This is a genomic window from Flavobacterium lipolyticum, assembly GCF_020905335.1.
In the GTDB taxonomy this organism is placed as follows: Bacteria; Bacteroidota; Bacteroidia; order Flavobacteriales; family Flavobacteriaceae; genus Flavobacterium; species Flavobacterium lipolyticum.
Genome location: NZ_JAJJMN010000001.1, coordinates 42,162 through 67,134, shown reverse-complemented (window position 1 = coordinate 67,134; position 24,973 = coordinate 42,162). Strand labels below are relative to the sequence as shown.

The 24,973-nt window shown below is 34.7% G+C and carries 20 protein-coding genes and 1 other RNA gene; 10 read left to right on the top strand and 11 right to left on the bottom strand.

Annotated features, from left to right (window positions below; genetic code table 11):
* The first annotated feature begins 6 nt into the window (after window positions 1-6).
* Window positions 7-489 (top strand): hypothetical protein, encoded by a 483-nt coding sequence (locus LNQ34_RS00240; protein ID WP_017497652.1) that lies wholly within the window; start codon window positions 7-9, stop codon window positions 487-489.
* 88 nt (window positions 490-577) lie between these two features.
* Here LNQ34_RS00240 and LNQ34_RS00235 read toward each other — a convergent pair whose 3' ends face one another.
* Complete coding sequence (locus tag LNQ34_RS00235; protein WP_229998293.1) at window positions 578-1,723, bottom strand: hypothetical protein; 1,146 nt, start codon at window positions 1,721-1,723, stop codon at window positions 578-580.
* Window position 1,724: 1 nt separating this feature from the next.
* Entirely contained in the window at window positions 1,725-3,740 is a 2,016-nt protein-coding gene (locus tag LNQ34_RS00230) for a prenyltransferase/squalene oxidase repeat-containing protein (RefSeq protein ID WP_229998292.1), read from the bottom strand.
* Between the two features lie 989 nt (window positions 3,741-4,729).
* Between LNQ34_RS00230 and bshA the strand changes: the two genes are divergently transcribed.
* Both bshA and LNQ34_RS00220 read left to right on the top strand, forming a co-directional pair.
* The gene (gene bshA, locus LNQ34_RS00225; RefSeq protein WP_202703601.1) at window positions 4,730-5,884 is read left to right on the top strand and encodes an N-acetyl-alpha-D-glucosaminyl L-malate synthase BshA; all 1,155 of its coding nucleotides are present in this window, start codon (window positions 4,730-4,732) and stop codon (window positions 5,882-5,884) included.
* A gap of 18 nt (window positions 5,885-5,902) precedes the next feature.
* Entirely contained in the window at window positions 5,903-6,331 is a 429-nt protein-coding gene (locus LNQ34_RS00220; protein WP_202703600.1) for a protease complex subunit PrcB family protein, read from the top strand.
* Between the two features lie 175 nt (window positions 6,332-6,506).
* On the opposite strand, the gene LNQ34_RS00215 is transcribed toward LNQ34_RS00220, so the two are convergent.
* The gene (locus LNQ34_RS00215) at window positions 6,507-7,004 is read right to left on the bottom strand and encodes a hypothetical protein (RefSeq protein ID WP_202703599.1); all 498 of its coding nucleotides are present in this window, start codon (window positions 7,002-7,004) and stop codon (window positions 6,507-6,509) included.
* A 153-nt stretch (window positions 7,005-7,157) separates the two neighbouring features.
* On the bottom strand, window positions 7,158-7,982 hold the full coding sequence (locus LNQ34_RS00210) for a UDP-2,3-diacylglucosamine diphosphatase (protein WP_017497648.1): 825 nt from the start codon (window positions 7,980-7,982) through the stop codon (window positions 7,158-7,160).
* A gap of 188 nt (window positions 7,983-8,170) precedes the next feature.
* Here LNQ34_RS00210 and aroC point away from each other — a divergent pair, with 188 nt between their 5' ends.
* The 3 genes from aroC (at window position 8,171) to LNQ34_RS00195 (ending at window position 12,886) form a co-directional block, all read left to right on the top strand.
* The gene (aroC, locus tag LNQ34_RS00205; protein WP_017497647.1) at window positions 8,171-9,232 is read left to right on the top strand and encodes a chorismate synthase; all 1,062 of its coding nucleotides are present in this window, start codon (window positions 8,171-8,173) and stop codon (window positions 9,230-9,232) included.
* A gap of 50 nt (window positions 9,233-9,282) precedes the next feature.
* Complete coding sequence (locus tag LNQ34_RS00200; RefSeq protein WP_202703598.1) at window positions 9,283-10,569, top strand: dicarboxylate/amino acid:cation symporter; 1,287 nt, start codon at window positions 9,283-9,285, stop codon at window positions 10,567-10,569.
* 127 nt (window positions 10,570-10,696) lie between these two features.
* Window positions 10,697-12,886, top strand: coding sequence for a response regulator (locus LNQ34_RS00195; RefSeq protein ID WP_229998291.1), 2,190 nt, complete (start codon window positions 10,697-10,699; stop codon window positions 12,884-12,886).
* A 439-nt stretch (window positions 12,887-13,325) separates the two neighbouring features.
* Here the strand turns inward: LNQ34_RS00195 and LNQ34_RS00190 are convergent, their stop codons facing one another.
* Together LNQ34_RS00190 and LNQ34_RS00185 are read right to left on the bottom strand one after the other, a co-directional pair.
* Window positions 13,326-14,576 (bottom strand): DEAD/DEAH box helicase, encoded by a 1,251-nt coding sequence (locus LNQ34_RS00190; RefSeq protein ID WP_202703596.1) that lies wholly within the window; start codon window positions 14,574-14,576, stop codon window positions 13,326-13,328.
* A 137-nt stretch (window positions 14,577-14,713) separates the two neighbouring features.
* Complete coding sequence (locus LNQ34_RS00185; RefSeq protein ID WP_229998290.1) at window positions 14,714-15,751, bottom strand: formimidoylglutamase; 1,038 nt, start codon at window positions 15,749-15,751, stop codon at window positions 14,714-14,716.
* A 98-nt stretch (window positions 15,752-15,849) separates the two neighbouring features.
* Here LNQ34_RS00185 and LNQ34_RS00180 point away from each other — a divergent pair, with 98 nt between their 5' ends.
* On the top strand, window positions 15,850-16,728 hold the full coding sequence (locus LNQ34_RS00180) for a hypothetical protein (protein ID WP_202703594.1): 879 nt from the start codon (window positions 15,850-15,852) through the stop codon (window positions 16,726-16,728).
* A gap of 268 nt (window positions 16,729-16,996) precedes the next feature.
* Here LNQ34_RS00180 and hutI read toward each other — a convergent pair whose 3' ends face one another.
* Entirely contained in the window at window positions 16,997-18,238 is a 1,242-nt protein-coding gene (gene hutI, locus LNQ34_RS00175; RefSeq protein WP_229998289.1) for an imidazolonepropionase, read from the bottom strand.
* Window positions 18,239-18,339: 101 nt separating this feature from the next.
* Window positions 18,340-19,392 (bottom strand): glutaminyl-peptide cyclotransferase, encoded by a 1,053-nt coding sequence (locus LNQ34_RS00170; protein ID WP_229998288.1) that lies wholly within the window; start codon window positions 19,390-19,392, stop codon window positions 18,340-18,342.
* An 88-nt stretch (window positions 19,393-19,480) separates the two neighbouring features.
* On the opposite strand from LNQ34_RS00170, the gene ffs reads away from it, so the two are divergent.
* From ffs to fsa, 3 genes are all read left to right on the top strand, one after another.
* Window positions 19,481-19,578: signal recognition particle sRNA small type (gene ffs / locus LNQ34_RS00165), an RNA gene on the top strand.
* A 178-nt stretch (window positions 19,579-19,756) separates the two neighbouring features.
* Entirely contained in the window at window positions 19,757-20,560 is an 804-nt protein-coding gene (locus LNQ34_RS00160) for an SDR family oxidoreductase (protein WP_229998287.1), read from the top strand.
* A gap of 44 nt (window positions 20,561-20,604) precedes the next feature.
* Window positions 20,605-21,261, top strand: coding sequence for a fructose-6-phosphate aldolase (gene fsa, locus LNQ34_RS00155; protein WP_017497638.1), 657 nt, complete (start codon window positions 20,605-20,607; stop codon window positions 21,259-21,261).
* A 212-nt stretch (window positions 21,262-21,473) separates the two neighbouring features.
* Here fsa and LNQ34_RS00150 read toward each other — a convergent pair whose 3' ends face one another.
* From LNQ34_RS00150 to LNQ34_RS00140, 3 genes are all read right to left on the bottom strand, one after another.
* Window positions 21,474-22,943 (bottom strand): MFS transporter, encoded by a 1,470-nt coding sequence (locus LNQ34_RS00150; protein WP_202703590.1) that lies wholly within the window; start codon window positions 22,941-22,943, stop codon window positions 21,474-21,476.
* Window positions 22,944-23,119: 176 nt separating this feature from the next.
* On the bottom strand, window positions 23,120-23,821 hold the full coding sequence (locus LNQ34_RS00145; RefSeq protein WP_017497635.1) for a LytR/AlgR family response regulator transcription factor: 702 nt from the start codon (window positions 23,819-23,821) through the stop codon (window positions 23,120-23,122).
* On the bottom strand, window positions 23,811-24,863 hold the full coding sequence (locus tag LNQ34_RS00140) for a sensor histidine kinase (RefSeq protein ID WP_202703589.1): 1,053 nt from the start codon (window positions 24,861-24,863) through the stop codon (window positions 23,811-23,813). The genes LNQ34_RS00145 and LNQ34_RS00140 overlap by 11 nt, the downstream gene beginning before the upstream one ends.
* Window positions 24,864-24,973: the final 110 nt, after the last annotated feature.

Genomic DNA, 24,973 nt, shown 5'->3' with positions numbered 1-24,973 from the left:
ATTAAAATGTATATACCTTTTGAAAATTTACCTGGTGAATCCAGAGTTTGGATTTATCAATCAAACAGAAAATTTTCTGAGGAAGAATTTTCTGAAATAGAAACCGACCTGAAAGCTTTTGTAGAAGAATGGGCGGCACACGGAACAAGTCTTGAGGCTTCGTATCAGCTAAAATACAACCGATTCATTATTTTGGCTGTAAACCAGGAAGTACAAGCGGCAACAGGCTGTTCGATCGATAGTTCGGTGGAGTTTATCCAAAGTTTAGAGAAAAAGTATAACGTTGATTTGTTAGACAAAATGAATGTGACTTTTAAACTGGGGGAACATATTGCACACAAACCTTTAATCGATTTCAAGAAAATGGTTAAAGATAAATCAGTTTCCGAGAACACTATTGTTTTTAATAATCTCGTTAACAATATTGAAGAATTCAACGAATCGTGGGAAGTTCCTGCTGCCGATAGCTGGCACAGCAGATTTTTCTAATAGAAATTTATGATATTTGAAAGGCGCAAAACTTAAGTTTTGCGCCTTTTTTATTGTGATGTGTGGCTTCAAAATCCGGTCACTTTTTTTAGGATCTGGTATAGTTTAGTTTTATTTTTTTTAAAGTAAGTATTTTTAGTAGAAAACCAAATACTAGAGCATATAAGAATGAAATTAGAATATTTTCCTGGAGAAAGGTAAAAATATCATGAGGACTATTTGAAATAATCAGGTATAAATTTTTCGGATATAATAATAGATCTCTAATAGAAGATTCTATAATGATATAGGCCAAGAAATAGGCTATGTATATTTTGCTGATAACGGCATAGGTTAACAACCAGTAGTTAGAAGGTTTATTGAATTTTATAAAAACATTTTTCAATTCTTCATTAAGTCTTTCTGTTAAATTGTGTATGGCGAAAAAATCAGATACTATCCAATACCCATCAGAGCGATATAATGGATCTAATGTATAGATAAAACGAAGCAAATAGATAAAAAGTAAATGTGTGGGATTAAATCTGAAAAATAGATTAGCAGCAAGTAATAGTGTTAGCATAATCATTTCAAAGTACAGACCTCCAAAATTAACGATTAATCGTTGTGCCTTTTTTAACTTCCATACATTAGTGACATCCGTATATAAAACAAGATTTAGTAAGTAAATACCACAGCCGATAGTACATGATTTCTTAGTGTACTTGTATAAACTGGAGGCGTGACCCAATTCATGAAAGATAGTGCTGATAAAGAATGTTATAAGATAGAATGAAAATGAATCATAAATAATCGATTTGTCAATGATAAGGTAATTGTAGAAAAGTAGAAAAATAAGTAAAATGGATGTACTTATAAAAACAGTACGATGAAACAGTGGATAAAGAATGATGCAGAATAAAGCAGTGGACTTTTCGGACAATAAATTACATTTGAATTTTATGTATTGATCTCTATTCTTTTTTAAATCAATATTTGAAGTGTCATCTATCAAAGCGTTAAAAAGATTTTGACTAATTATTGAGATAATTTCATCATTACTGGAATCGCCTAGATTTAGTTTGTTTTTTGCTTCTTCTAAATTTTCACTTTGTTTCCAAATTTGAATGAATTCTGCAATAAATTCATTTATGATAAATGATTTATTATATTTTGGTATAGTTAAAATGTGTCCGAAATCATTTACAGTAATTTCATAATCAGTAGCAATCTTATAAATTTTCTGGTGAGACATTTCATTCTGGATTAAAAGATTTATATTTTTCAATTGCTAATGCACAGAAGCTTGTGGTAATAACTTTATTCGCCCATAAGTAGGGCTTTTTATTTTCAATTGTAAGTGTTTGTTTTATAAAGGGCGATGGTCTAAATTCTCCATCTTCTTTCATTTCTTTTTCAAGAAAGTGGATTCCTTTTTTTATACTTTCTACTATTTCAGAATCTGGTGTTTCTTCGAATAAAAGTGTTAATACAGCGAAAGCTGTTTCCGTGCTGGCATGTTTCTCTTTCCCAAATCGACCTTCCGTTTTATTTTGTGATTTGATAATCCATGATTGTGCCTTTTTTATGGCTTCGTTGTATTTTACGGCATCTACTTTATATAAAAATTTAAGGCAGATGTAGGTAGGGTAGAAGCATCCCGAATACCACCTGCTGCCCAAACCAAAACTTCCGTCTTTTTCCTGATTATTTACAAGGTAATCTGCATTAGTGATTATAATGCGCTCAAAATCAATTTGATTAAGTATATTTGTCTTTTCTTTTGCGATATATAAACCACACCCCATGTTGGCTATGACAGCCAAATCGTTATCTCTTCCCCAGTATTTATCGGTATAAAAATTTAATTGTTTTGAATTTCTTTCAAAAATAGTCCAAGTTGGGAAAATACCATGATTGGACTCTGTTACTTTCAGTAAAGATAGAATTGGATTTTCAAACAAAGTATGAAATAATTCATTATCGTAATACTTTGAAAAAGATTGTAATATTTGACCTAAAGAATCTGCATCATAGGGTACTTCAATTAACAGAGGATGGTACGACCAGCCCATTTTATCAAGTCCGATTTGTGACAGGATGTAATTTTGTTCCTCTGTTATAATTTCTTTTAATGAATCTTTTTTTTGTATTTCAATCAAATGGGTTGTGGCCATCGCTCTTAGAAATGTGTCTCCCAAAGCATAATGCGTTGTAAGCAAATCGTTCAATGAAATAGGAGCCTGTATGTAGTTAAGATCAATAAAATCTTGAGACCATTTCTTTAAAATGTATCTTACCGGTTGGGATAGCGCATTATTGATTTCAGTCTTCTTAACAATTTGAATTTTTTCTTCAAAAGGGATGCTAATCTTGCTCTCGACGCATTCTTTCAGTCGCATATAGTTTTTATTTTCAAAAAGGGCTTTTGTACTTAATAGTCTACGTTCTAAAAGATAAGCATTCATTCCTAAACATAAATTCAAGGCTTTATCGATATAAGTCAAGGCTAATTTATAGAGATCGTCAAAGGCATAAACATAAAGTATTTGACTATTTAAATTTTCAGAGGATAATCCGTTGTCTTTCAAAAGCTTTTTGGTTTTGTGTATGGCAATATTGTACTGACCATTTTTTAGATCTTCATCAAAGTCAATAATGTCATCTAGGATTTGGTAAGCTATGTAGAATAGTTTATGGATTGTTGTTACCTTATCGTAGATGGCTTTACTTCCATTGGAGAATTCTTTGATAAAATCCAAAGGAATTAAAGCGACAGATACTTTTAATTCTGATAATTTTTCAAAATCAGCGATATCAAAGTCTTTAGTTTTGATTTCCTTTTCAAGTTGATACGACTGGTACCATTCTTTTGTACGGTTCTCGATGGCCTCCCAAAGTTTGTCAATACTTACCTTATCTGTACCAAGCTCTGTAACAATGATTCTAAGACTTTCTTTTTCGAGGGCATGTTGAACAAGTGTTACTTTCGAAGTTTGGTCTTTGTCAAATTGCCCGTCCGTTATCTTATCTAAAACCAGCAAAGACATCTTATATAATAATGAGGCATAGCAGATTTTTTCGACAATCTCATAATCGGTAAAGTCAAATGGCTCAGCAAACAGATAGGCGTAATAAATGTAAGGACTCTGGAGATTATTCTCGATTTCTTTCAGTACAAATGGGTGAAAGGGTTTCGGAAGTCTGCCATTTATTAATTGTTTTTTTATCCTTTCAGATTTTATATATTCATTTACTTTTTCTAGATGCATTAGATTATGTTATTTTTAAATTAATTTATGTTTTGTCATGAAAATTGTCAATACAATGACCTAATTGTTTTATACTATGAGTTTTTTTAATTTTATCTTAAAAGAATTTTGTAACTAATTTTCAAGATTTAAGATCATTTTATGGTTGATGGTTTAAAATGTCTTGTTTATTCGTAGAAGTCCATCTTAATTTCGAGGAAAGTGATCTATAACATTCTGCTTTTGGAAAATTAAACATACTTTGTAATAAATCAGTTTTTGTGTTTATTTTACAGAGAAACCTAATATATTATTAAAGGAGTAAGAGGGCATTTGCAGCCCTCTTGTTTTTAGCATTTTAGTGCTTGGGTTACTTCTTTTTCTTCGAAGGTTTACCCATTACGGCATCGCTATACATTGCCATTTCAAGTCGTTGTTCCAGTTCTTCTACGCGAAACTTTTTTACTTCGTTTAAATCAATTTTTTTCATATTAAAAATATTATTAATTATGCCTACTCTTTTAAAGATTTTCAGCTTCCTCTTAAATTGTTTTGATCTATAAGATCTCCATTGAATACAATTAGTTTGAACATACAGATTTTGGACTTAAAAAACATTTTTGGTATCCTTAAATATTGATCGCATGTAATATGAATGTTGCTTTGTTTATGTTTAGATTTTATAATTCAGAGTATTAAATGTATTTTATGATGCGAGCAATTAAGCTGTCTTAAATCAATTATTTTATTGCGAAAGTATTTATGATATGGGTATGGTTTTATCTGTTTGTAATAAGTGGATTAATGATGTAATAAATGGAGTCTTTAGGTAATGTAAGAAAAAACTTTCTTTTTATTTAATCGCGACCCCTGCCTATTTCATCTTAGATGATATTAATTTTAACATATTGAAAAAAAAATATTAAGTTTACTATTCACAAAAATCTAACAGTTTAAAAGAGCAACTAAAAGCTATTTTTAAGTACTTTCGTAGTTACTAAACTTAATACATGAAAATAGCAATAGTTTGTTATCCGACATTTGGTGGTAGTGGTGTAGTTGCTACGGAATTAGGCCTTGAATTAGCCAGACGCGGACACGAAATCCACTTTATTACCTACAGTCAGCCAGTTCGGTTGGCACTTTTAAATCCCAATGTTCATTATCACGAAGTAAACGTTCCTGAATATCCTCTTTTTCATTATCAGCCTTATGAGTTGGCATTGTCCAGTAAATTGGTTGATATGGTGAAATTGTATAAAATAGAAGTACTTCACGTGCATTATGCCATTCCTCATGCATATGCAGGTTATATGGCGAAGCAAATGCTGAAAAATGAAGGGATTAATCTTCCAATGATTACAACGCTTCACGGAACAGATATTACATTGGTCGGGAATCACCCCTTTTATAAACCTGCAGTGACCTTTAGTATCAATAAATCAGATTATGTGACTTCGGTTTCTCAGAGTTTGAAAGATGATACTTTAAAGCTGTTTAAAATCAAGAATAAAATTAAGGTTATCCCTAATTTTATCGAATTGGATAAAGTTAGAAAAGATCCTCAGGCACCTTGTCATCGTTATGTTATGGCCAAGGAGGACGAGCGCATTATCACGCACATTAGTAACTTTAGAAAAGTGAAGAGAATTCCGGATATCATTAAGATTTTCTATAATATTCAGAAAGAAATTCCGTCTAAACTGATGATGGTAGGTGATGGCCCGGAAAAAGAAAAAGCAGAAGTTTTATGTATGGAACTTGGTATCTATGACAAAGTGATTTTCTTTGGAAATAGTAACGAGATTGATAAAATTTTATGTTTTACCGACTTATTCCTGCTTCCATCAGAAACAGAGAGTTTTGGTTTGGCAGCTTTAGAAGCAATGTCAAGCGGAGTTCCGGTAATTTCAAGTAATTCAGGTGGTTTGCCGGAGGTTAATTTTGACGGCTTTTCAGGATATTTGAGCAATGTTGGTAACGTTGAAGAAATGGCTGCCAATGCAATCAAAATACTAAAAGATGATGACGTGTTGAATCAGTTTAAAGCAAATGCACTAGAAGTTGCCCGTAAGTTTGATATCAAAACAATATTGCCTAAGTATGAGGCGTTGTATCAAAAAGCAATTGATGATTACAAACAGGAGAAACACGAAAAACAATAATCTTAAAAGTTAACGTAAATGAAAAAAGTAATTTCGGTACTGGTGATTCTGGTTTTAGTTTCTTGCGGGGTTAAGAAAAACGCTGACGGAACCTCTAAAATTTTGTATGAAGTTCTCACAGAACAATCTGACGGAGGAGGAAATATCAAATTTTTTGAAATTCTGACGGAACCGAACGAAATCAAAATGCTGGAAAATGATCCCCATTTGAAAGCAAAAATGAAACAGGACGATATCAGTAATTCAAATTATGTAATTCTGAATATGGGAGAAAAAAATACCGGTGGCTATTCTATTGGTGTTGAAAAGGTAGAAGAAACGGATAAAAATATTATCATCACCGTTAAGGAAAATAATCCCGCTGCAGATGCTATGGTAACGCAGGTTATTACGTATCCGTACACCGTAATCAAAGTACACTCTAAAAAAGAGATCATCGTGAAGTGAGTTATGAGTTATGAGTTATGAGTTGTGAGTTGTGAGTTGTGAGTTGTGGGGTGTCAGGCTGAGCGAAGTCGAAGCGAATGTCAGGCTGAGCGAAGTCGAAGCCTCAATGTAAACATAAAAAAACCTGTCGCATTAAAAACGACAGGTTTCTTTTTATAATTATTTTTGTCTTTATTTAGAATCTGAATTTCACTCCTAAACCTACGTCAAATCCAAAATTGTCATCGTCATAATATCCGGAACCAACTTCAGGTCTCGCGTCTAATGATAGTGTGATTGGTGCTTCTTTAAATCTGTATTCTATACCAATATCTCCCGCAGCAAAAACATACGTTCCGTTATCTTTGTATCTGTTGTTGTTGGTGTAATAGTCGTGATTCCAGCTTGCAAGACCACCACCAACACCTGCATACCAGTTGAAACCGCCATCAATATTCCAAACCCATTGATAAAGTGCTACACCTTTAATAGCGTCAACGTTACTGCTATTTCTCCATCCTAAATCAAATTCCAGTCTGTTTTTTTGGTTTAATCCTAACTGATAAGATACTTCTCCGCCAAAACCGTTATTATCTCCTAAACGGATACCAAGGGCATGTTTCGAAATTTCTTGTGATTGTGCCGTAAACGCTAAACCTAATAGCATTAGGGCAGATAAAATGATTTTCTTCATAAAAAATGGTTATTAATTTTTATCAAATTTAATCCTCACAATAATTTTGAAACGTATAGGATTATTAAAAATTGTTATATAATTCACATTTTTAAGAAGCAATAAGGCAGGTTTCAAGTAGTTTTATTTGCGATAGGCAGTGTGTTTAGAGGTTTATTTGTTTAGAATGATAGTAGAAATTAACTGAGAGCTCAGTGTGTCCTCCATTTCAAAGAGATTTTCTTCCTCGGTAAAATTACTTTCGGCATAAGAGTATAATTTCCATCGCTTTTTATGGTATTCCAATGCAGTAAGATTTTCCACCCAATCTCCTGAATTAAGGTATAAAGTCGACCCGTGTTTGTTTTCTTTGGTGACAATTTTCGGTTCGTGTATGTGTCCGCAGATGACGTAATCGTATTTTTTTTCAATAGCCAGATCAGTTGCAGTAGTTTCAAAATCAGAAATAAATTTAACGGCTTTTTTCACGCTGGCTTTTATCTTTTTAGAGAAGGAGTAAGGTTCTCGTCCTAGTTTTGCAAGGCACCAGTTGGCAAATCGATTGCTTAGAATTAAGTAATCGTATCCTAGTCCGCCCAGTTTTGCAATCCATTTAGAGTGTTGAACGGAAGCATCAAAGACATCTCCATGAAAAATCCATGCTTTTTTATCGTCCAGTTCCAAAACTAATTTATCGACCAGTGCAAAATTCCCCATGTTCATATCGCTGAATTTCCGAAGAATTTCATCATGGTTTCCGGTGATGTAATATACTTTTGTGCCTTTAGATGCCATGCCGATAATACGCTGAATGACTCTTAAATGTGCTTTTGGAAAGTATGATTTTCTAAATTGCCAGGCATCAATAATGTCACCGTTCAGGACTAATGTTTTAGGCTTTATGCTTGATAAGTAGTTGTTTAGTTCTTTGGCGTGACTTCCGTAAGTTCCTAAATGGACATCTGATATAATGACCAATTCAACATTTCGTTTTTTCAATTTTTCTTTTTTTGAAGTTTAACAAATGAAAGAAACTCTTGTGAGAGAAATTTTATGAAATGGTTACCAATTTGGCTGCAATTTTAACAAATTGTGATTTTTAATCCCCTTAACCTTTGCTTAATAATACCAATTTTAAATTTTTTAATTTAATTCATAAAACTTACATTTGCTCAAAACTAATTACAATGGCAGGAAATAGCTACGGCAATTTATATAAAGTTACAACATTTGGAGAATCTCATGGTGAAGCTTTAGGCGGAATTATAGATGGTTGCCCATCAGGAATTGAACTTGATTTAGATGCAATTGAAGTTGAAATGTCCAGAAGAAAGCCCGGACAGTCGGCAATTGTAACACAACGTAAAGAACCGGATGCAGTTCAGTTTTTATCGGGTATTTTTGAAGGTAAAACGACTGGAACGCCTATTGGTTTTATTATTCCGAATACCAATCAAAAATCAGACGATTACTCCCATATAAAAGACAATTACAGACCTAGTCATGCTGATTATGTATACGACCAGAAATATGGTTTTCGAGACTATCGCGGTGGTGGAAGAAGCTCTGCCAGAGAAACAGCAAGCAGAGTAGTTGCGGGAGCGATAGCAAAACAAATGCTTCCTGAAATAAAAATTAATGCCTACGTTTCGTCGGTTGGTCCAATTCATTTGGATACACCTTATCAGGATTTGGATTTTTCTAAAATAGAGAGCAATCCTGTTCGTTGTCCGGATGAAAAATCGGCAGCGATTATGGAAGAATATATTCGCGATATCCGCAAACAAGGAGATACCGTTGGAGGTGTAGTTTCCTGTGTCATTCAAAATGTTCCGGTAGGTTTAGGAGAGCCGGTTTTTGATAAACTGCATGCTGAATTAGGAAAAGCCATGCTTTCGATCAATGCCGTAAAAGGTTTTGAATACGGAAGCGGATTTTCGGGTTCTGAAATGAAAGGAAGTGAGCACAACGATTTATACAATCCCGACGGAACTACAAAAACAAATCTTTCCGGAGGAATTCAGGGAGGGATAAGCAACGGAATGGATATTTACTTCAGAGTAGCTTTCAAACCTGTTGCGACTATCATGCAGACTCAGGATTCATTAGACAATAAAGGAAATATTACACCAATGACCGGTAAAGGCCGTCATGATCCGTGTGTAGTGCCTCGCGCAGTGCCAATTGTCGAAGCAATGGCTGCGATTGTTTTGGCTGATTTTTATTTGATCAACAAAACGTATTTATAAAAGTTAAGACAGTGAGGGTTTTGACATTTTAATTTAAAACAAACAAATTAATGCAAGAAGTTACAGAAACTAAAAAGAAATCTTTTCTTAAAGGATTAACAGGGCAGATTATTATTGCAATGGTTCTTGGAGCCGCTTTGGGAATAATTTTACACAATTCGATTTCGCCTGAGGCAGCACAATCTTTTAGCAATAAAATTAAAATGCTTGCCACAATCTTTATCAGATTGGTACAGATGATTATTTCTCCGTTAGTATTTACCACTTTAGTTGTAGGTATTGCAAAGCTTGGAGATATCAAAACTGTGGGGAGAATTGGAGGGAAAGCCCTTGGATGGTTTTTTACTGCTTCTTTTATCTCCTTATTGATTGGGTTGTTTTATGTGAATATTTTAGAGCCGGGTGTAGGTTTAAAACTGGATCATGTTGATATGGCTGCTGCTTCAGAAGTAACTGCTAAAACAAAAACATTATCTGTTGAAAATTTTGTAGAGCACATTGTACCTAAAAGTATTTTTGAAGCAATGGCAACCAATGAAATTTTACAGATTGTTGTATTTTCAATCTTCTTCGGGTTAGCTGGTGCCTCTTTGGGAAGTACAGTAAAACCGGTAATCAATGCTTTAGATAAGACTTCGCATATCGTTTTAAAAATGGTAAACTATGTGATGAATTTCGCTCCAATTGGAGTTTTCGGAGCCATTGCTGGAGTATTCGCTATTAGAGATGCCGAAGAGTTGGTCATTACCTATTTTAAATTCTTTGGATCGTTTTTAGTTGGAATCGGTACTTTATGGGTGGTTCTGGTTGCGGTAGGTTATCTTTTTCTGAAAGGAAGAATGACAGAGCTTTTAAGACGTATTACAGGTCCTCTGGCGATTGCTTTCGGTACAACGAGTAGTGAAGCTGTTTTTCCAAAATTAACAGAAGAATTGGAAGATTTTGGTGTAAAAGACAAAATTGTAGCCTTTATGCTGCCGCTTGGATACTCGTTTAACCTTGATGGTAGTATGATGTATATGACTTTTGCCAGTATTTTTATTGCTCAGTTTTATGGAGTGCATCTGGACTTAGGAACGCAAATGGTAATGCTTTTGGTTTTAATGTTAACCAGTAAAGGTATTGCAGGTGTGCCAAGAGCCAGTTTGGTTGTCGTAGCAGCTACTTGCGGTATGTTTGATATTCCGGTTGAAGGAATTGCATTAATCTTACCAATCGATCACTTTTGTGATATGTTCAGAAGTGCTACAAACGTTTTAGGAAATGCGTTGGCAACATCAGTTGTGGGGCAATGGGAGGATGATAAAGACCCTGAAATTGCTTCCGAAAACTTATAATTATTTTTATTCAGGTAGGAAAAGACTTTAAAAACTTTTAAAGTCCAAATAAAAAAGAAGCTGTATTTTTAATAGAAATACAGCTTTTTTTTATTTTTGATGTATATTTGGTCAAATTAGCCTATTTATGCCCCGAATACGGATTCTTTTGCTACTACTGCTGGTGTGTCTGAATTGTTTTGCCAATTCAGCCATTGTGCAATCTGAAACGGTGCCGGAGGCAAAGATTAATAAACTTGTAGAGGAAGCCTGGGGAGACTATAGGAAATCAAATTTTGAAAAGTCACTCATCACCTCGAGAATAGCATTAAACTATGCTACAGCCGCTAAGAATAATAATTTAATAGCAAAATCGTATAAAATAATTGCCGGGAATTACAATGAATTGTCGGAATTTGATAAAGCTATTTTCTTCTATAAAAAAGGATTGTTGTACGCCAGTAAAACCAATAACGATTCCTTAAAATACAGTCTTTATAATAATCTTGGTAATATTTATTGTTTTGAGAAAAAACAGTTCAACCGGGGAATTAATTATTACAAAAAATCCATAGCCTACAGTTTAAAATTAAACGAGATGCCGCAGGTATATTTTACAAACGTAAATATTGCCTGGGCTTATTTTGATATAGGAAAATTTCAAGAAGGATATCCGTTTCTAAAATTTGTAAACGGCAATAAGACTAAATATGGTGATGAGTCTACAGAGATCGTTGTAAACATGCTAAACGGGATGTATTATAGTTACCATAATGATTATGAGTTGGCGAATGTTTTCTTTCTCAAAGCAATTCAGGCAGGTAAAAATAGTGAGGAGCGATCGGATTTGTCGTATTCGCATCAGGAATATTCTAAGTTTTTAAACAAAATAGGGAAGTATGAAGAAGCTTATGTGAATCTGGCCTCATACAATAAGATAACAGAAGAATTGTACAATGAGGAAAAACTCAAAAAAGCCTCTATTGCCGGTTTTAATTTAGAATTAGACGAATACAAAAGGCAGATTGATAAGATTGAAAGCGAGAAAGATTCACAGTATCAAAGTCTTAAAAAGTCAAGGATTATTGTGATTTTATTTGTACTGATTTCACTGATACTTTTGGTTCTCATTATTACTCTAATTAAAAACATCAGGTTTAAGAAAAAACACAATGCAGAGCTTTTAGAAGCAAAAGAAATTGCTGAGGAAGCTTCGCTATTGAAGACTCAGTTTATTTCGACTATAAGTCATGAATTGCGTACGCCATTGTACGGTGTGGTTGGAATCACCAATATGCTGCTCGAAGAACACAAAGAACTGTCCAGAAGTCAGCATTTGAGTTCGTTAAAATTTTCGGCCCGTTATTTATTATCGTTGGTAAATGACATTCTTCAGATTAATAAAATTGAGGAGAATAAAGTGGTATTGGAGAATTTGACATTCAATATTTCCGATGAGATCGTGATGATTAAGAATTCGTTGTCCTTTTTGTCGCAAAAAAACAATGATAAAATCACAGTTTCTATTGATCCCTGTATTCCGGAATATCTGATTGGAGATAAGTTGCGACTTGCTCAGATTTTGATGAATCTGGTCAGTAATGCACTTAAGTTTACGAAAGATGGTGAAGTTGAAATTATCGTAAAACTGAATCGATTTGAAGGAAAGATGTATTTTCTGGATTTTTGGGTAAAAGATAACGGAGTAGGGATTGCAGCTGTAGATCAGGATAAAATTTTTGAGAAATTCGTCCAGGTAGGAAGAAAAGATGAAGATTATCAGGGAACTGGCTTAGGTTTGAGCATTGTAAAACGATTGTTGGGGCTTTTTGGCAGTACAATTGATTTGAAAAGCGAAGTAGGCTTTGGGACTTCATTTTCATTTACCATTCCGTTTGAATTCGATCCTCAAAAAACAAAACTGATTATTGAAGAAATAGAGGTTGATCTGAGTTCAAATGAGGTGTATAAGATTCTAATTGTAGAAGATAATCTCATCAATCAGCTGGTGACGAAAAAAATTATCGAAAAACACAATTATGTCTGCAAAGTAGTTGATGATGGTTTTGCGGCTTTAAAAATGCTGGAGAGCGAAAATTTCGACCTGATTTTAATGGATATCAACATGCCTTTGATGAATGGTTTTGAAACTACGAGAAGGATTCGTTCAAAAGGGCTTAAAACTCCCATTATAGCGCTTACTGCTTTTGATAAAGACGAGATTACAGATGAAGCGATTTCTTCAGGAATAAATGATATTATTATCAAGCCGTTTGAACCGGTACGCCTTTTTAAGATAATGAATTACTTAATACTGGAAACGAAAAACGCCGGTTAGTATCCGGAAGTCTGAACACAAATTCCACTAATTTGCACAAATTTGAATAGGTTAACCTTTTTTGTGAAATTAATTTCACAAACAAATTAGGGGTATTTCGTGTTGCTTTTCATACTTGTATCCACACGGTAGCTCATTATCGTTCCTTAAAAGAGGATGCAAAAAAAACTTTCACATAGCAAGATGTGTGCATTTAAATGTAGTGAAACGTCTTTTTTGCAGGTGTAGCACCTATGTTGCTATGTGTTAAAGTTATCCCCAATATAGTAAAATATTGATACTAAACGGGATAGTTGTAGTCTACCGTGTGAACACAAATTTCACAAATTTGCACAAATCTTAAAAGGATAACCTTGTCTGTGAAATTAATTCCATAAACAAATTAGTGACAATTTGTGCAATTCGTGTTATTTTTTATACTTGTGCCCACACGGTAATTTTAGTACCAGCGTTTTTTATTTTGTTTAGAAGCATTTGATTTTCTCGATTTATGAGCACCACCGCTTCGGTTTGAGTTTTTAGGTTTTTCATCCGTCGCCTCCGGGCTTCCTGAGTGCCATGGGTAAGGATGATCGGTAATGGTTTTTACCTCTACTTTTATAAGTTTCTGAATGTCTTTCCAGTAAGGCTGTTCGTCTTTACCGCAAAACGAAATGGCAATTCCGCCATTTCCGGCACGCCCCGTACGTCCAATTCGGTGTACATAAGTCTCCGGAATGTTGGGTAAATCAAAATTGATAACAAAAGGCAATTGGTCAATATCGATTCCTCTTGCAGCAATATCAGTTGCAACAAGAACGCCAACTTCTTTGTTTTTAAACGCATCTAAAACACGCTGTCTGGCATTTTGAGATTTATCTCCGTGAATAGCCTCGGCAGGAATGTCTTTTTTACGAAGCGCTTTTACCACATTGTCAGCACCATGTTTGGTTCTTGAAAAAACCAGCACATTAGACAGGTTTTCATTTTTGATCAAATGATACAATAAATTTCTTTTCTCTGTTTTTTCTACAAAGTAAATGCGCTGCTCAACTGTTTCTGCCGTTGATGAAACAGGTGAAACTTCTACCTTTTCAGGGTCTTTTAAAAACATTTCAGCCAGTTCGCGAATGGCAATCGGCATAGTAGCAGAGAACAATAAAGTCTGCCTGTTTTTAGGAGTTAGTTTAACAATTTTTTTGACATCATTGATAAAACCCATGTCCAGCATTTGATCGGCTTCATCCAGAACTAAAGTGTGTAAATGATCGAGATCCAGGAATCCTTGTTTGTGTAAATCAAGTAAACGGCCTGGGGTTGCAACTAAAATGTCAACTCCATTTTTTAGAGTGTCTACCTGAGGATTTTGTGAAACCCCTCCAAAAATAGTCAATTGTGTTAAGTTGGTATATTTGGCATAAGTGTCAAAACTTTGTCCAATCTGAACCGCTAATTCACGTGTAGGAGTAACTATAAGAGCACGAACTTGTTTGGCCTTTTTAGACGAGCCTACAATTCGGTGTAATTGATGTATGATTGGAATAGCAAATGCTGCTGTTTTTCCGGTACCGGTTTGTGCACAGCCAATTAAATCTCTTCCTGACAAAACGATCGGGATCGATTGTTCCTGAATAGGAGTAGGATTTAAGTAGCCTTCTTCAAATACGGCTTTTTGTATACTTTTTGAGAGTGACAGATCTTCGAATAACATATCTTGACTTATTAAGAATTTAGTTTTAAGTACTAAAATTCAGTGCAAAGATAGGTTTATTCGTTTAATCCTTTAATTGAATATTGCTTTATTTGGCAAACGCCTATTTTTTTTGATTGTTAAAGTTTCTGTCGCGATTAGATTTTTTCGTTATTCGCTTTAATAAAATCAGTTACTAAATAGCCTATCAGCTTGCCAATTAAATTGTTGTTCGGAGAATCGGCCAAATCTGGCGCACCTTCGCAAATATGCAGATAGGTCGCATTTTTATGTTGCCCGAAAAAGGAAACAAACTGACGTACTTGTTCTACTGAAAAACCGCTGATGGTCATCGCGCTGCTGGCAATGTTCGGAAGAGCATCCAAATCGATTTCGATTCCAAAAGAATCTGTTCTGATGAATTCTAAAGCCAAAGCCATTTCTCTGTCAAAATCTTTTTCCCTGCGAATGCCGACGCTGTCGTACGTATTGTAACGAACGCGGTCTTCCAGTTTTTTGATGATGTCTAAAACGCTTTTAGAAGTATAGTTTTCATGCAGACCAAAAATGAAGTATTTTTTTAAGAAACCTTCCTCATAGGCATACGAAAAACCGTTGCCGCTATGACGTCCTTCAAGGATTCTAAAATCAGAATGTGCATCAAAATTAATAGCATTGATTGGTTTTCCTTTGGCTAAAGCCGATCCTTTTATATTTCCGTAAGCATTATTGTGTCCGCCTCCAATTATGATAGGTGTTTTTCCAGCTTTTATAAGTGTAAAGATAATGTGTGAAACTTCTTTGTCAATTTTTTCGACTAACTGACTTAGCTTGGACCTGTCGTCAATATCATTAAAATCAAGATTTTCGACATCACGCATTTCCTGAGCAACGTCCAACTGTCCTAAAACCAAAATCTGACTGCCTTTAGAGAAACGATTGTGCTGAATATTGGCAATGCTTTTTATCGCACTTTCCCATGCCGATGCTGCTCCGGGTCTGCCGTAATTGGCGCGTACCCCAATATCTTCAGGTATCCCAAAAAGCACATATTTGGCCTCACTTCCTTTTAGAAAATTGATCTTGTCAGCCCCTTTGGGTATGATGACCATTTTTTCTCCAAATTTTATTTCACCACTTCGATGATTGGTGATTTTTGCCAAATCGTTAACAGTAAAAGGAATTAGTTTCTCCATGAAAAAAAAAATATTTTCCAAAAATAATATAATTGTGGCAACTTACGTTATTACCTTATATTAATTCTTAAATTTGTTTTAAAGAAAATTTTTTAAATATGGAAAACCCAAAGAACAACAACTCAAGTCTAAAAGCGGTAATCGCAGTTTTAGCAGTCCTACTGATTGGTAGCTTAGTGTATATTTTTAAATTATCATCTGATACAGATGTAGTTAAAACTGAACTTACAACGACAATGACAGAAAAAGAATCTGTTATGAAAGATTTACAGGAATTAAAAGCAACTTATGATGCTGCGATTGCTGAAAATACTTCAATGTCTGATGAGTTAATTCAGGAAAGAGATAAAGTAGTCGCTCTTATGGATGATTTAAATAAATCTAAAGGAGATGTTTCTAAGTACAGATCACAAGTTCAGGCAATGCAAGGTAAAATGAAAACTTTAGTTGCTGAAAACGATGAGTTGAAAAAACAAAATGGTGTTTTAACAGTTCAAAGAGACAGTACAATTGTAGTGTTAGGAGAGTCTAAGAAATACAATGAAGTTTTGGTTGGTCAAAACGAAGAATTGGCTAAAACAGTTGAAAAAGGAGCTAAATTATCAGTCTTAAATACTAAAACAATTGCTTATAAAGTAAGAAGCTCTGGTAAGCAAATTGAAACTGATAAAGCAAGCCGTGCTGATGTATTGAAAGTAAGCTTTACAATTGCTGAAAATCAAATCGCTAAATCAGGAGATAAAACGTACTATGTTCAGGTTATTGATTCTAAAAACAATGTTTTAGGAGAAAAGAAAACAGAAAGCTTTGGAGATAATACTTTAACGTATAGCTTTAAAACTACTGTGAAATATGAAAATAAAACAGTAAACGTTTCAGAAGATTTAATTGGTAAAGATTTCGAAAAAGGAACTTACTTTATTAACGTTTTTGACAATGACGAATTAGTTTCTAAAACTAGTTTCACTTTAAGATAATACGCCGTTTAGGACAAATACCACTAAAAGTAAAAAAGGTCTGTGATTTTTCACAGACCTTTTTTATGCTTTAACGCGTTGGGTAAACTCGAATGAAATTTAATTTTAGCACGTAGAAACATAGATTTTTACAGCTCTAAAAGAAGGTTGGAGAGGCACGTTTCGTTTACATAGTGTTATGTGGCTTATTTAAAGTGGAGCGCCTTTTTTGTACCAGTACAGAGCTTATGTTTCTATGTGTTAAAACAATTTTCTTCTAGCGATTATTTTACTGTTTTAGAATTTTTCCTTCAAGAAAAACACTTTCGATAAGATTGCTTCCAAAAGCGTAAGGAATTTGATAGTAAGAGGAAACGGGTTTTGTAAGGATCAGATTGGCTTTTTTTCCTCTGGTGATACTTCCGTGTGTTTCTGAAATTCCCATTGCGTAGGCGCCATTTATAGTAGCGGCATTTATAGCTTCTTCAGGAGTCATTTTCATTTTAATACAAGCCGTTGCAACGACAAAATTCATGTTTCCGGATGGAGTAGAACCTGGGTTGAAATCTGTAGCCAGGGCAATTGGCAGACCTGCTTTTATCATTTCACGAGCCGGGGTGTAAGGAATGCTTAAAAAATAAGAACAGGACGGTAAAGCAACAGGCATCGTTTCGGTGTTTTTTAAAGCCTCAATGTCTTCCGGGTTCATAATTTCAAGATGATCCACTGAAAGGGCGTTGTATTTGATTCCAGCCTGTATTCCGCCAATAGAATTGAATTGGTTCACATGAATTTTAGGTTTCAGCCCAAATTGTATTCCGGCTTCCATGATTTTTTCTGTTTCTTCAACTGAAAAGTAACCAGTTTCACAAAAGGCATCTATGTAATCGGCCAGTTTGTTTTGGGCAATCTCAGGCAGCATTTTGGTGATGATTTCATCAATGTAACCTGCTTTGTTTTCTTTGTAATGCAAAGGGAAGGCATGTGCTCCCAGAAAAGTGGCTTTTATGGCAATCGGATAATTCTGAGCTAATTTTTGAATTACGCGAAGCATTTTGAGTTCGCCTTCGATAGTTAGTCCGTAACCTGATTTAATTTCTACCGCTCCGGTTCCCAAATGCATGACTTCTTCTAAACGAAGTTTCGACTGCTCGTAGATTTCCTCTTCAGTAGTTTCATTGAGTTTTTTAGCCGAGTTTAGAATGCCACCGCCACGATTCGCAATTTCTTCATACGAAAATCCATTGATGCGGTCTACAAATTCCTGTTCGCGATTCCCTGCATATACAATGTGGGTGTGGCTGTCGCACCACGTAGGCAGTATAACTCGTCCAGTTGCATCGATTGTCAGATCGGCATTGGTTTCAGGAAGATTTTCCATCAGACCATAATCCTGAATAAGATCGTCTTTTAGAATTAAATAGGCATTTTTCAGTGTTGGAAGTATGGCCATTTCTGCTCCGGAAACTTTAGTGACTGAAGTTTCGCGGACCTGAAGTAATTCTTTTATGTTTGTTATAAGAGTTGTCATTATTTTGAGGTATAAAGTAAAAAGCACAAATTTCACAATTATCACACAATAGATTAGTGAAATTAGTGAAATCTGTGTTTGAAAATTTGTTCTTAATTATCTTATTCTGAAACGGTTATTTCGAAGATTTTGCTCCAGTTTTTACCGGTAACAAAAATAGTTTTAGTTTTGGGGTTGTAAGCAATTCCGTTTAAAACGTCATCTTTAGTCACATCAGTCATCAATTTGCGTAATCCTGACATGTCCAGAATTCCTTCAACGGCTCCGGAAACAGGGTTTACGACAGCAATAGCGTCCTTAAACCAAACGTTGGTATAGATTTTTCCGTTAATCCACTCCAATTCATTAATGGCTTTAATTTTTGAAGTTCCCGAGTATACGTTGATGTAATCTATCATTTTTTGCGTGGCAGGATCCATTTTCCAGATTTTTTCGGTTTTGTCCGTTTGATAAATGTATTTCCCGTCATTCGTCATTCCCCAGCCTTCGATATCTTTCTCGTAAGCAAAGGTTTTTTCCAGTTTTAAAGTGTTGGCATTGTAGATAAAACCTGTTTTGTTTTGCCAGGTTAGCTGAAATAATTTGCCGTTGATGAACGTAATACCTTCACCAAAGTATTTTTTGTCTAAATCAATTTGCTTGAAAATTTTCCCGGTTTTATAATCGTATTTTCTTAAGTAAGAGGCTCCTTCCTGACCGGTGCTTTCGTATAAAGTGTCTTTATAGAACTCTAATCCTTCAGTAAAAGCTTGTTTGTCGTGCGGATAGGTATTGATTATTTTATATTTTAATAATTTAGGTTCTATATTAGAAACCAGCTCCACACGTTTAGTAGCATCTGAGGAATCTGATCCAAAATAAACGGTAGCTTTTAGGTACTGATATCCTAATCTTTGTTCTTTTAATTCAAATTTGAATTTTTCCGCACCTTTAGTGCTTCCCACTTTTTTATCGTTTACAAAGTAGGCAATGCTGTCGATTTCTTTCGAATTTGGGTTTAAAACACCGATCGAAATGGCTTCCTGAGGTAAAAAATGGGCCGGAAAAGCCGAATCATCGATAGTAAACAAAGAATTTTCACCTTTTTTTGTATCTCCACATCCAATTAATGTGATTCCTAATAAAATGACAGTTAGGAAGTTATAATTTTTCATAGTTTAAAATTTGAATAAGCCAATATACGATGATATTTTTATAGCAACAAAGGTCTTGCAAAAATATAAAAAGATTGTATATTTGCACCGGCAAGTCCTACACGACCAGCTCCTGCAGACTCCCCCAGGATGGGAACATAGCAAGGGTACGTGGTTGAGCGGTGCGATGTAGGTCGCTTGCCATTTTTTTTTTTTTTTTAGTTCCCGATCTTTCGGGATTTTTTTTAGAATTAATTTAAAAGTAGTCTTCCTTATGGAGGATTTTTTTATTTTTGACCCTTTTGAAAGTTAAAGTTAAGTGTTGGAAATTAAAAATTTCTCCACATAACCCATAACCCATAACTCATAACTCAAAACTTAAATAATGAGTAAAGTTGTTTTAATTACCGGCGGATCTTCAGGAATTGGAAAGTCTATTGGAGAGTATTTACATCAAAAAGGTTTCGTGGTATACGGAACGAGCCGAAATCCTGAAAAGGTCCAGCATTCTGTTTTTCCTTTGGTTGCTTTGGACGTTCGTAATGCGGAATCTATACAGTTGGCAGTGAATCAGGTTATTGCAGCATCCGGAAGACTGGATGTTGTCATTAATAATGCCGGGGTTGGAATTACCGGACCTTTAGAGGAGATTCCGACGGAGGAAATCAAGAATAATTTTGAAACCAATTTTTTCGGACCAATTGAAGTGATGAAGGCTGTTTTGCCTCAAATGCGAGAGCAAAAATCGGGTTTGATTATCAATATTACTTCGATTGCAGGTTATATGGGATTGCCGTATCGCAGCGTGTATTCGGCTTCCAAAGGGGCTTTAGAATTAATTACCGAGGCTTTGCGAATGGAAGTGAAGTCGTTTGGAATTGAAATTACGAATGTGGCTCCGGGTGATTTTGCTACAAATATTGCAGCAGGTCGTTATCACGCACCGGTGGTAAAAGGTTCGGCTTACGAAAAAGTGTATGGCGATATTCTGGCAACGATGAACGAACATGTTGATGCAGGGGGGAATCCGAATGAAATGGCTGAAGCTGTTTATAAAATCATCCAAAAGGAAAAACCAAAAGTGCATTATAAAGTAGGGGCTTTTATGCAGAAGTTCTCTATTGTTTTAAAACGTGCATTACCGGATAAAGTTTATGAAAAAATGCTGATGAATCATTATAAGTTGTAATTTTGCACGAAATTTTTAAACACACAATTAAATATAAATAGATTATGAAATTTTTTATTGACACGGCTAATTTAGCTCAGATTAAAGAAGCGCAGGCTTTAGGAGTTTTGGATGGTGTAACCACTAACCCATCATTGATGGCTAAAGAAGGAATTACCGGAAAAAACAACATTTTGAAGCACTATGTTGACATCTGTAATTTGGTTGAAGGAGATGTAAGTGCTGAAGTGAATGCGCTGGATTTTGACGGTATGGTTAAGGAAGGTGAGGAGCTGGCTGAATTACATGACCAGATCGTGGTAAAATTGCCTATGACGAAAGAAGGTGTTATGGCGGCAAAATATTTTTCTGATAAAGGTATTAAAACGAATGTAACTCTTGTGTTTTCAGTGGGACAAGCTATTTTGGCTGCAAAAGCGGGAGCAACTTATGTGTCTCCGTTTGTGGGTCGTTTAGATGATGTTTCAACTGACGGATTGAATTTAATCGAAGAGATTAGATTAGTATATGATAACTACGGTTACGAAACTCAAATTTTAGCAGCTTCTGTACGTCACACGATGCACATTGTAAATTGTGCTAAAATTGGTGCTGATGTAATGACAGGGCCTCTTTCTGCAATTTACGGATTGTTGAAACATCCATTAACAGATATTGGATTGGCTCAGTTTGTAGCTGATTTCGAAAAAGGAAACAAGTAGTCCTTAGCTAATAAAAACTTAAAAACGCCATTTTTCAATAGAAAGATGGCGTTTTTTTATGATATAAACCCAACAGATTTTTGTAGCCTGTCTCGTTTGTTGTGAGTATAGGAAAGTAGTACTAAAAAAAAAATCTCAAATTCCAAATTCCAAACACTCACTAAGGTTTGGAATTTGGAATTTGAGATTTGGAATTTAAAATTTTATTCGGTTTAGTGACCTCCACCTCCACCTTCAACGTGATTGATTCCTTGTCTTTTTAAAATTTTAGGGCAATAGAAACCATAAAACCCTAAATAAGCAAAGCCTAAAAGAGGAACGATATAGGAGAAGTGTGTCCATGTGATTCCAAAAATTCCGTTTGGACTTGTAAGGTCGATATCACAGATGCTTCCCTGAATTAGAGGGATAATTCCTCCTCCAAGAATCATCATGATTAAGAATGATGACGCTTTTCCAGTGTTTTTACCTAAGCCGGCAATTGCTAAATCAAAGATAGACGGCCACATGATAGATAAGAATAAACCTCCGGAAATAAAGAAGAATTTAGCAATTTGCGGATCCGGGTAAACCAATCCGGCAAACATCATCAACACACCAGAAATTCCGAAAAGCATTAAGGTTTTACCTGCATTTTTACCTCCAACAAAACTTACTGCTATAAATAGTAAGATCCAGATTGGGTAAATGTAAAAAGAAGAAACATCGTGCGCGGCAAAAAGGTTAGCGCCAATGATTACTCCAAATGCCAATGCAGGAACAATAAATTTAAGCGCTGTATTTACTAAGTTTGAAGTGTTGAAAACGTTAACCCCGCCATTCCAGCGGCCAATCATTAAACTTCCCCAGTAAAGGGCAATAAATGGAGCAATAGCATCTTCGAGGATGTTTCCAAATTCATGTGTATGCAATAAGGCAGGTAAGTTACTGATGATGGTTACTTCTGTACCCACGTAGATAAAAATCCCTAACATTCCTAAATAAAGCTGCGGGTAGTCTAGTATGTTGAATTTTTCATGAGCTACTTTAATCTCTTCTTCGTCCTCTTTTGCAGGATCTTCAATTTTGGAGAAGTTCATGAAAACGGCTACTATGATAAAAGCAAGTCCAAGAATAATAAAAGGCAGTTTAATGTCCTCTAAAGAAAGAGCTGTTTTTTTGTTGTCCCCCATTCCGAATAAAGCGATTCCCAGTAAGATAGCGCCAATTGTAGTTCCGAAAGAGTTAATTCCACCTGCTAAAGTCAAACGGTGTGCACCTGTTGCAGGGCTTCCCATTTTAATGGCAAGAGGATTGGCAACAATTTGCTGGATAGAGAATCCTAATCCAACTGTAAATAAAGCGGTTAAAAAGAAAGGGAAGCTTTCCATTGTTGCAGCGGGAATGAATAAAAATGATCCAACGGCAGATAGGAGTAAACCGGCAGAAAGTGTTTTTTTGTATCCAAATTTTTGTAAAACATCTAATTTTAAGGACACCAAAAAGAAAATCAAGGAACCTACGAAGTATGCCGCATAAAAGGCCCAGGCTACTAATTGTGATTGTACTTGCGATAAGGTGAATACTTTCTTGAAAACAGGAATCAGGATGTCATTGGCAGAACCAACAAAACCCCAAAAGAAGAAAACAATTATCAACGAGATAAACTGTCCCCATTTGGTTTGAACATTTTCTGAACTCATAATTTAAGAGGTTAATTTTTTATTTTATTGTTTTTTGAAGACCGTAAATATATTTGTTAAGTGTATCAAAAAAAAATAAAAAGCTACAAATAATGTTAAATTTAAACCAACGACATTATTTTTTCAACAATGTGTTAGTTTTTACTGAGTTACAAAAACGATTTAGGAAGCTGAATTTATTCCAGAATTTTGTTTTTTACTTCTTTGCTGTAATTTCTTCCAATAGGAATGGTGTAGGATTGTATTTGAATACGATTACCTTCTATAGATTTTACTTTGTTGAGTGCGATTACGTATGATTTGTGAATGCGCAGGAATCGGTCAGCCGGTAATTCTTCAGATAAAGAAGTTAACGATTTATGTGTAATATAGGTTTTGTCGGAAGTCACCACTTTTATGTATTCTTTCATGCCTTCAACAAAAAGAATTTCTTCAATATTAATTTTCATCATTTTTTTATCGACTTTAATAAAAATATGAGAGTCTCCTTTTACGGTTTCGACTTTAATATTGTTTTTTAAATTGTATTCGGTGGTGATTTTATTAATGCATTTTATAAATCTTGGAAGCGGGATAGGTTTTACTAAATAATCCAGAACATCCAGATCGTAACTTTCGGCGGCAAATTCTCTAAAAGCCGTTGTGATGATAACTTTGGTTTTGTTTTCGATTAAGCTAATAAGTTCGAATCCTGTCATCATAGGCATGTTAATGTCTAAGAATACAGCATCGACAGTGGTACTGTTTATAAAATCAAGCGCTTCCAAAGAATTATTAAATGTGCCGATTACTTCAAAATCTGTAAAATTGGTAAAATAATTTTGCAGGACTTTGATTGCTAAAGGCTCATCATCAACCAACACACATTTAATTTTCATTATTAAGAGGTATTTGCAAACGGATTATATAGTAATTTAATTTGATTGTGTTTTTTAGACTAAAATCGTTCTTGTAAATCAGTTTTAATCTTTTTTTGGTATTCGCCAGGCCAATACCACCTTTCGAGTTAAGATTTTGTGAAATTACAAAATTATTTAAGATTTCAAAGTCTAACATTTTATTGTCGATAACTTTACAATTGATTTTGATTTTTATATTGTTGTTATTGACTCCGCCATGTTTAAAGGCATTTTCTACCAATGAAATAAAGATCAGCGGAGGTACCACAATATCCTCGATATTGGATTCCAGATTGATCGTAACTTCTACATTTTCAAAACGTAACTTCTCGATTTCGATATAATTTTGTATGTAATCAATTTCTTTGATTAAGGGAACAGATTTGGTTCCTTTGACATCGTATAAAACATACTCCATCAAATTAGACAGTTTTAAGATTACGTCCGGTACTTTATCTGAAGATTCAAGCGACAAAGCATACAAGTTATTCAGCGTATTAAAAAAGAAATGAGGCTGAATTTGATTTTCCAGATATTTTAGTTTGATCTTAAACTGATTTTCTCTTAATGATCGGTTTCTTTCACGTTCTCGCAACCAGGTTAAGGTAAGGTAAACGGAAGACGCCATGGCAACAACGTACAATTCTCCAATGCAGACTGCCAGTACGTGGTTAATGTCGAAAGTGTGGTATTCACGGTTCGCTTCCGGCCAGATATTTTCGGATATAAGATAATAGGTAAGACCGGTTTTTATTAAGTAGACCCCCAATAGGCTAGCCACCATCATAAAGGTGTACTGAATGTACTTTTGTTTTAGCACCAAACGAGGAACCAGTACAAATAAATTAAAATAGACTAATGGAATGTGTAAAGAGAATTCTATCAAGTTTGACTTGAACGAATAGGAGTAGTCATTAAAGTAGGCTCCCCATCTTAAAAAATTTAAGGTAAAATAGCAGCTCCAAAACCAAACATGATTTTTAAGTTTTAAGTCAAATTTCAATTTTTGCAGTTCGTTCAATTTTTAGGAATAGTTTATTAAGGATTTTCTTTAGCTTAAATATTGTGCAACTTTAAACAATTACTTGCTAAAACACAATTCTTTTGAATAAAACTTTGACAAAAAAGAAG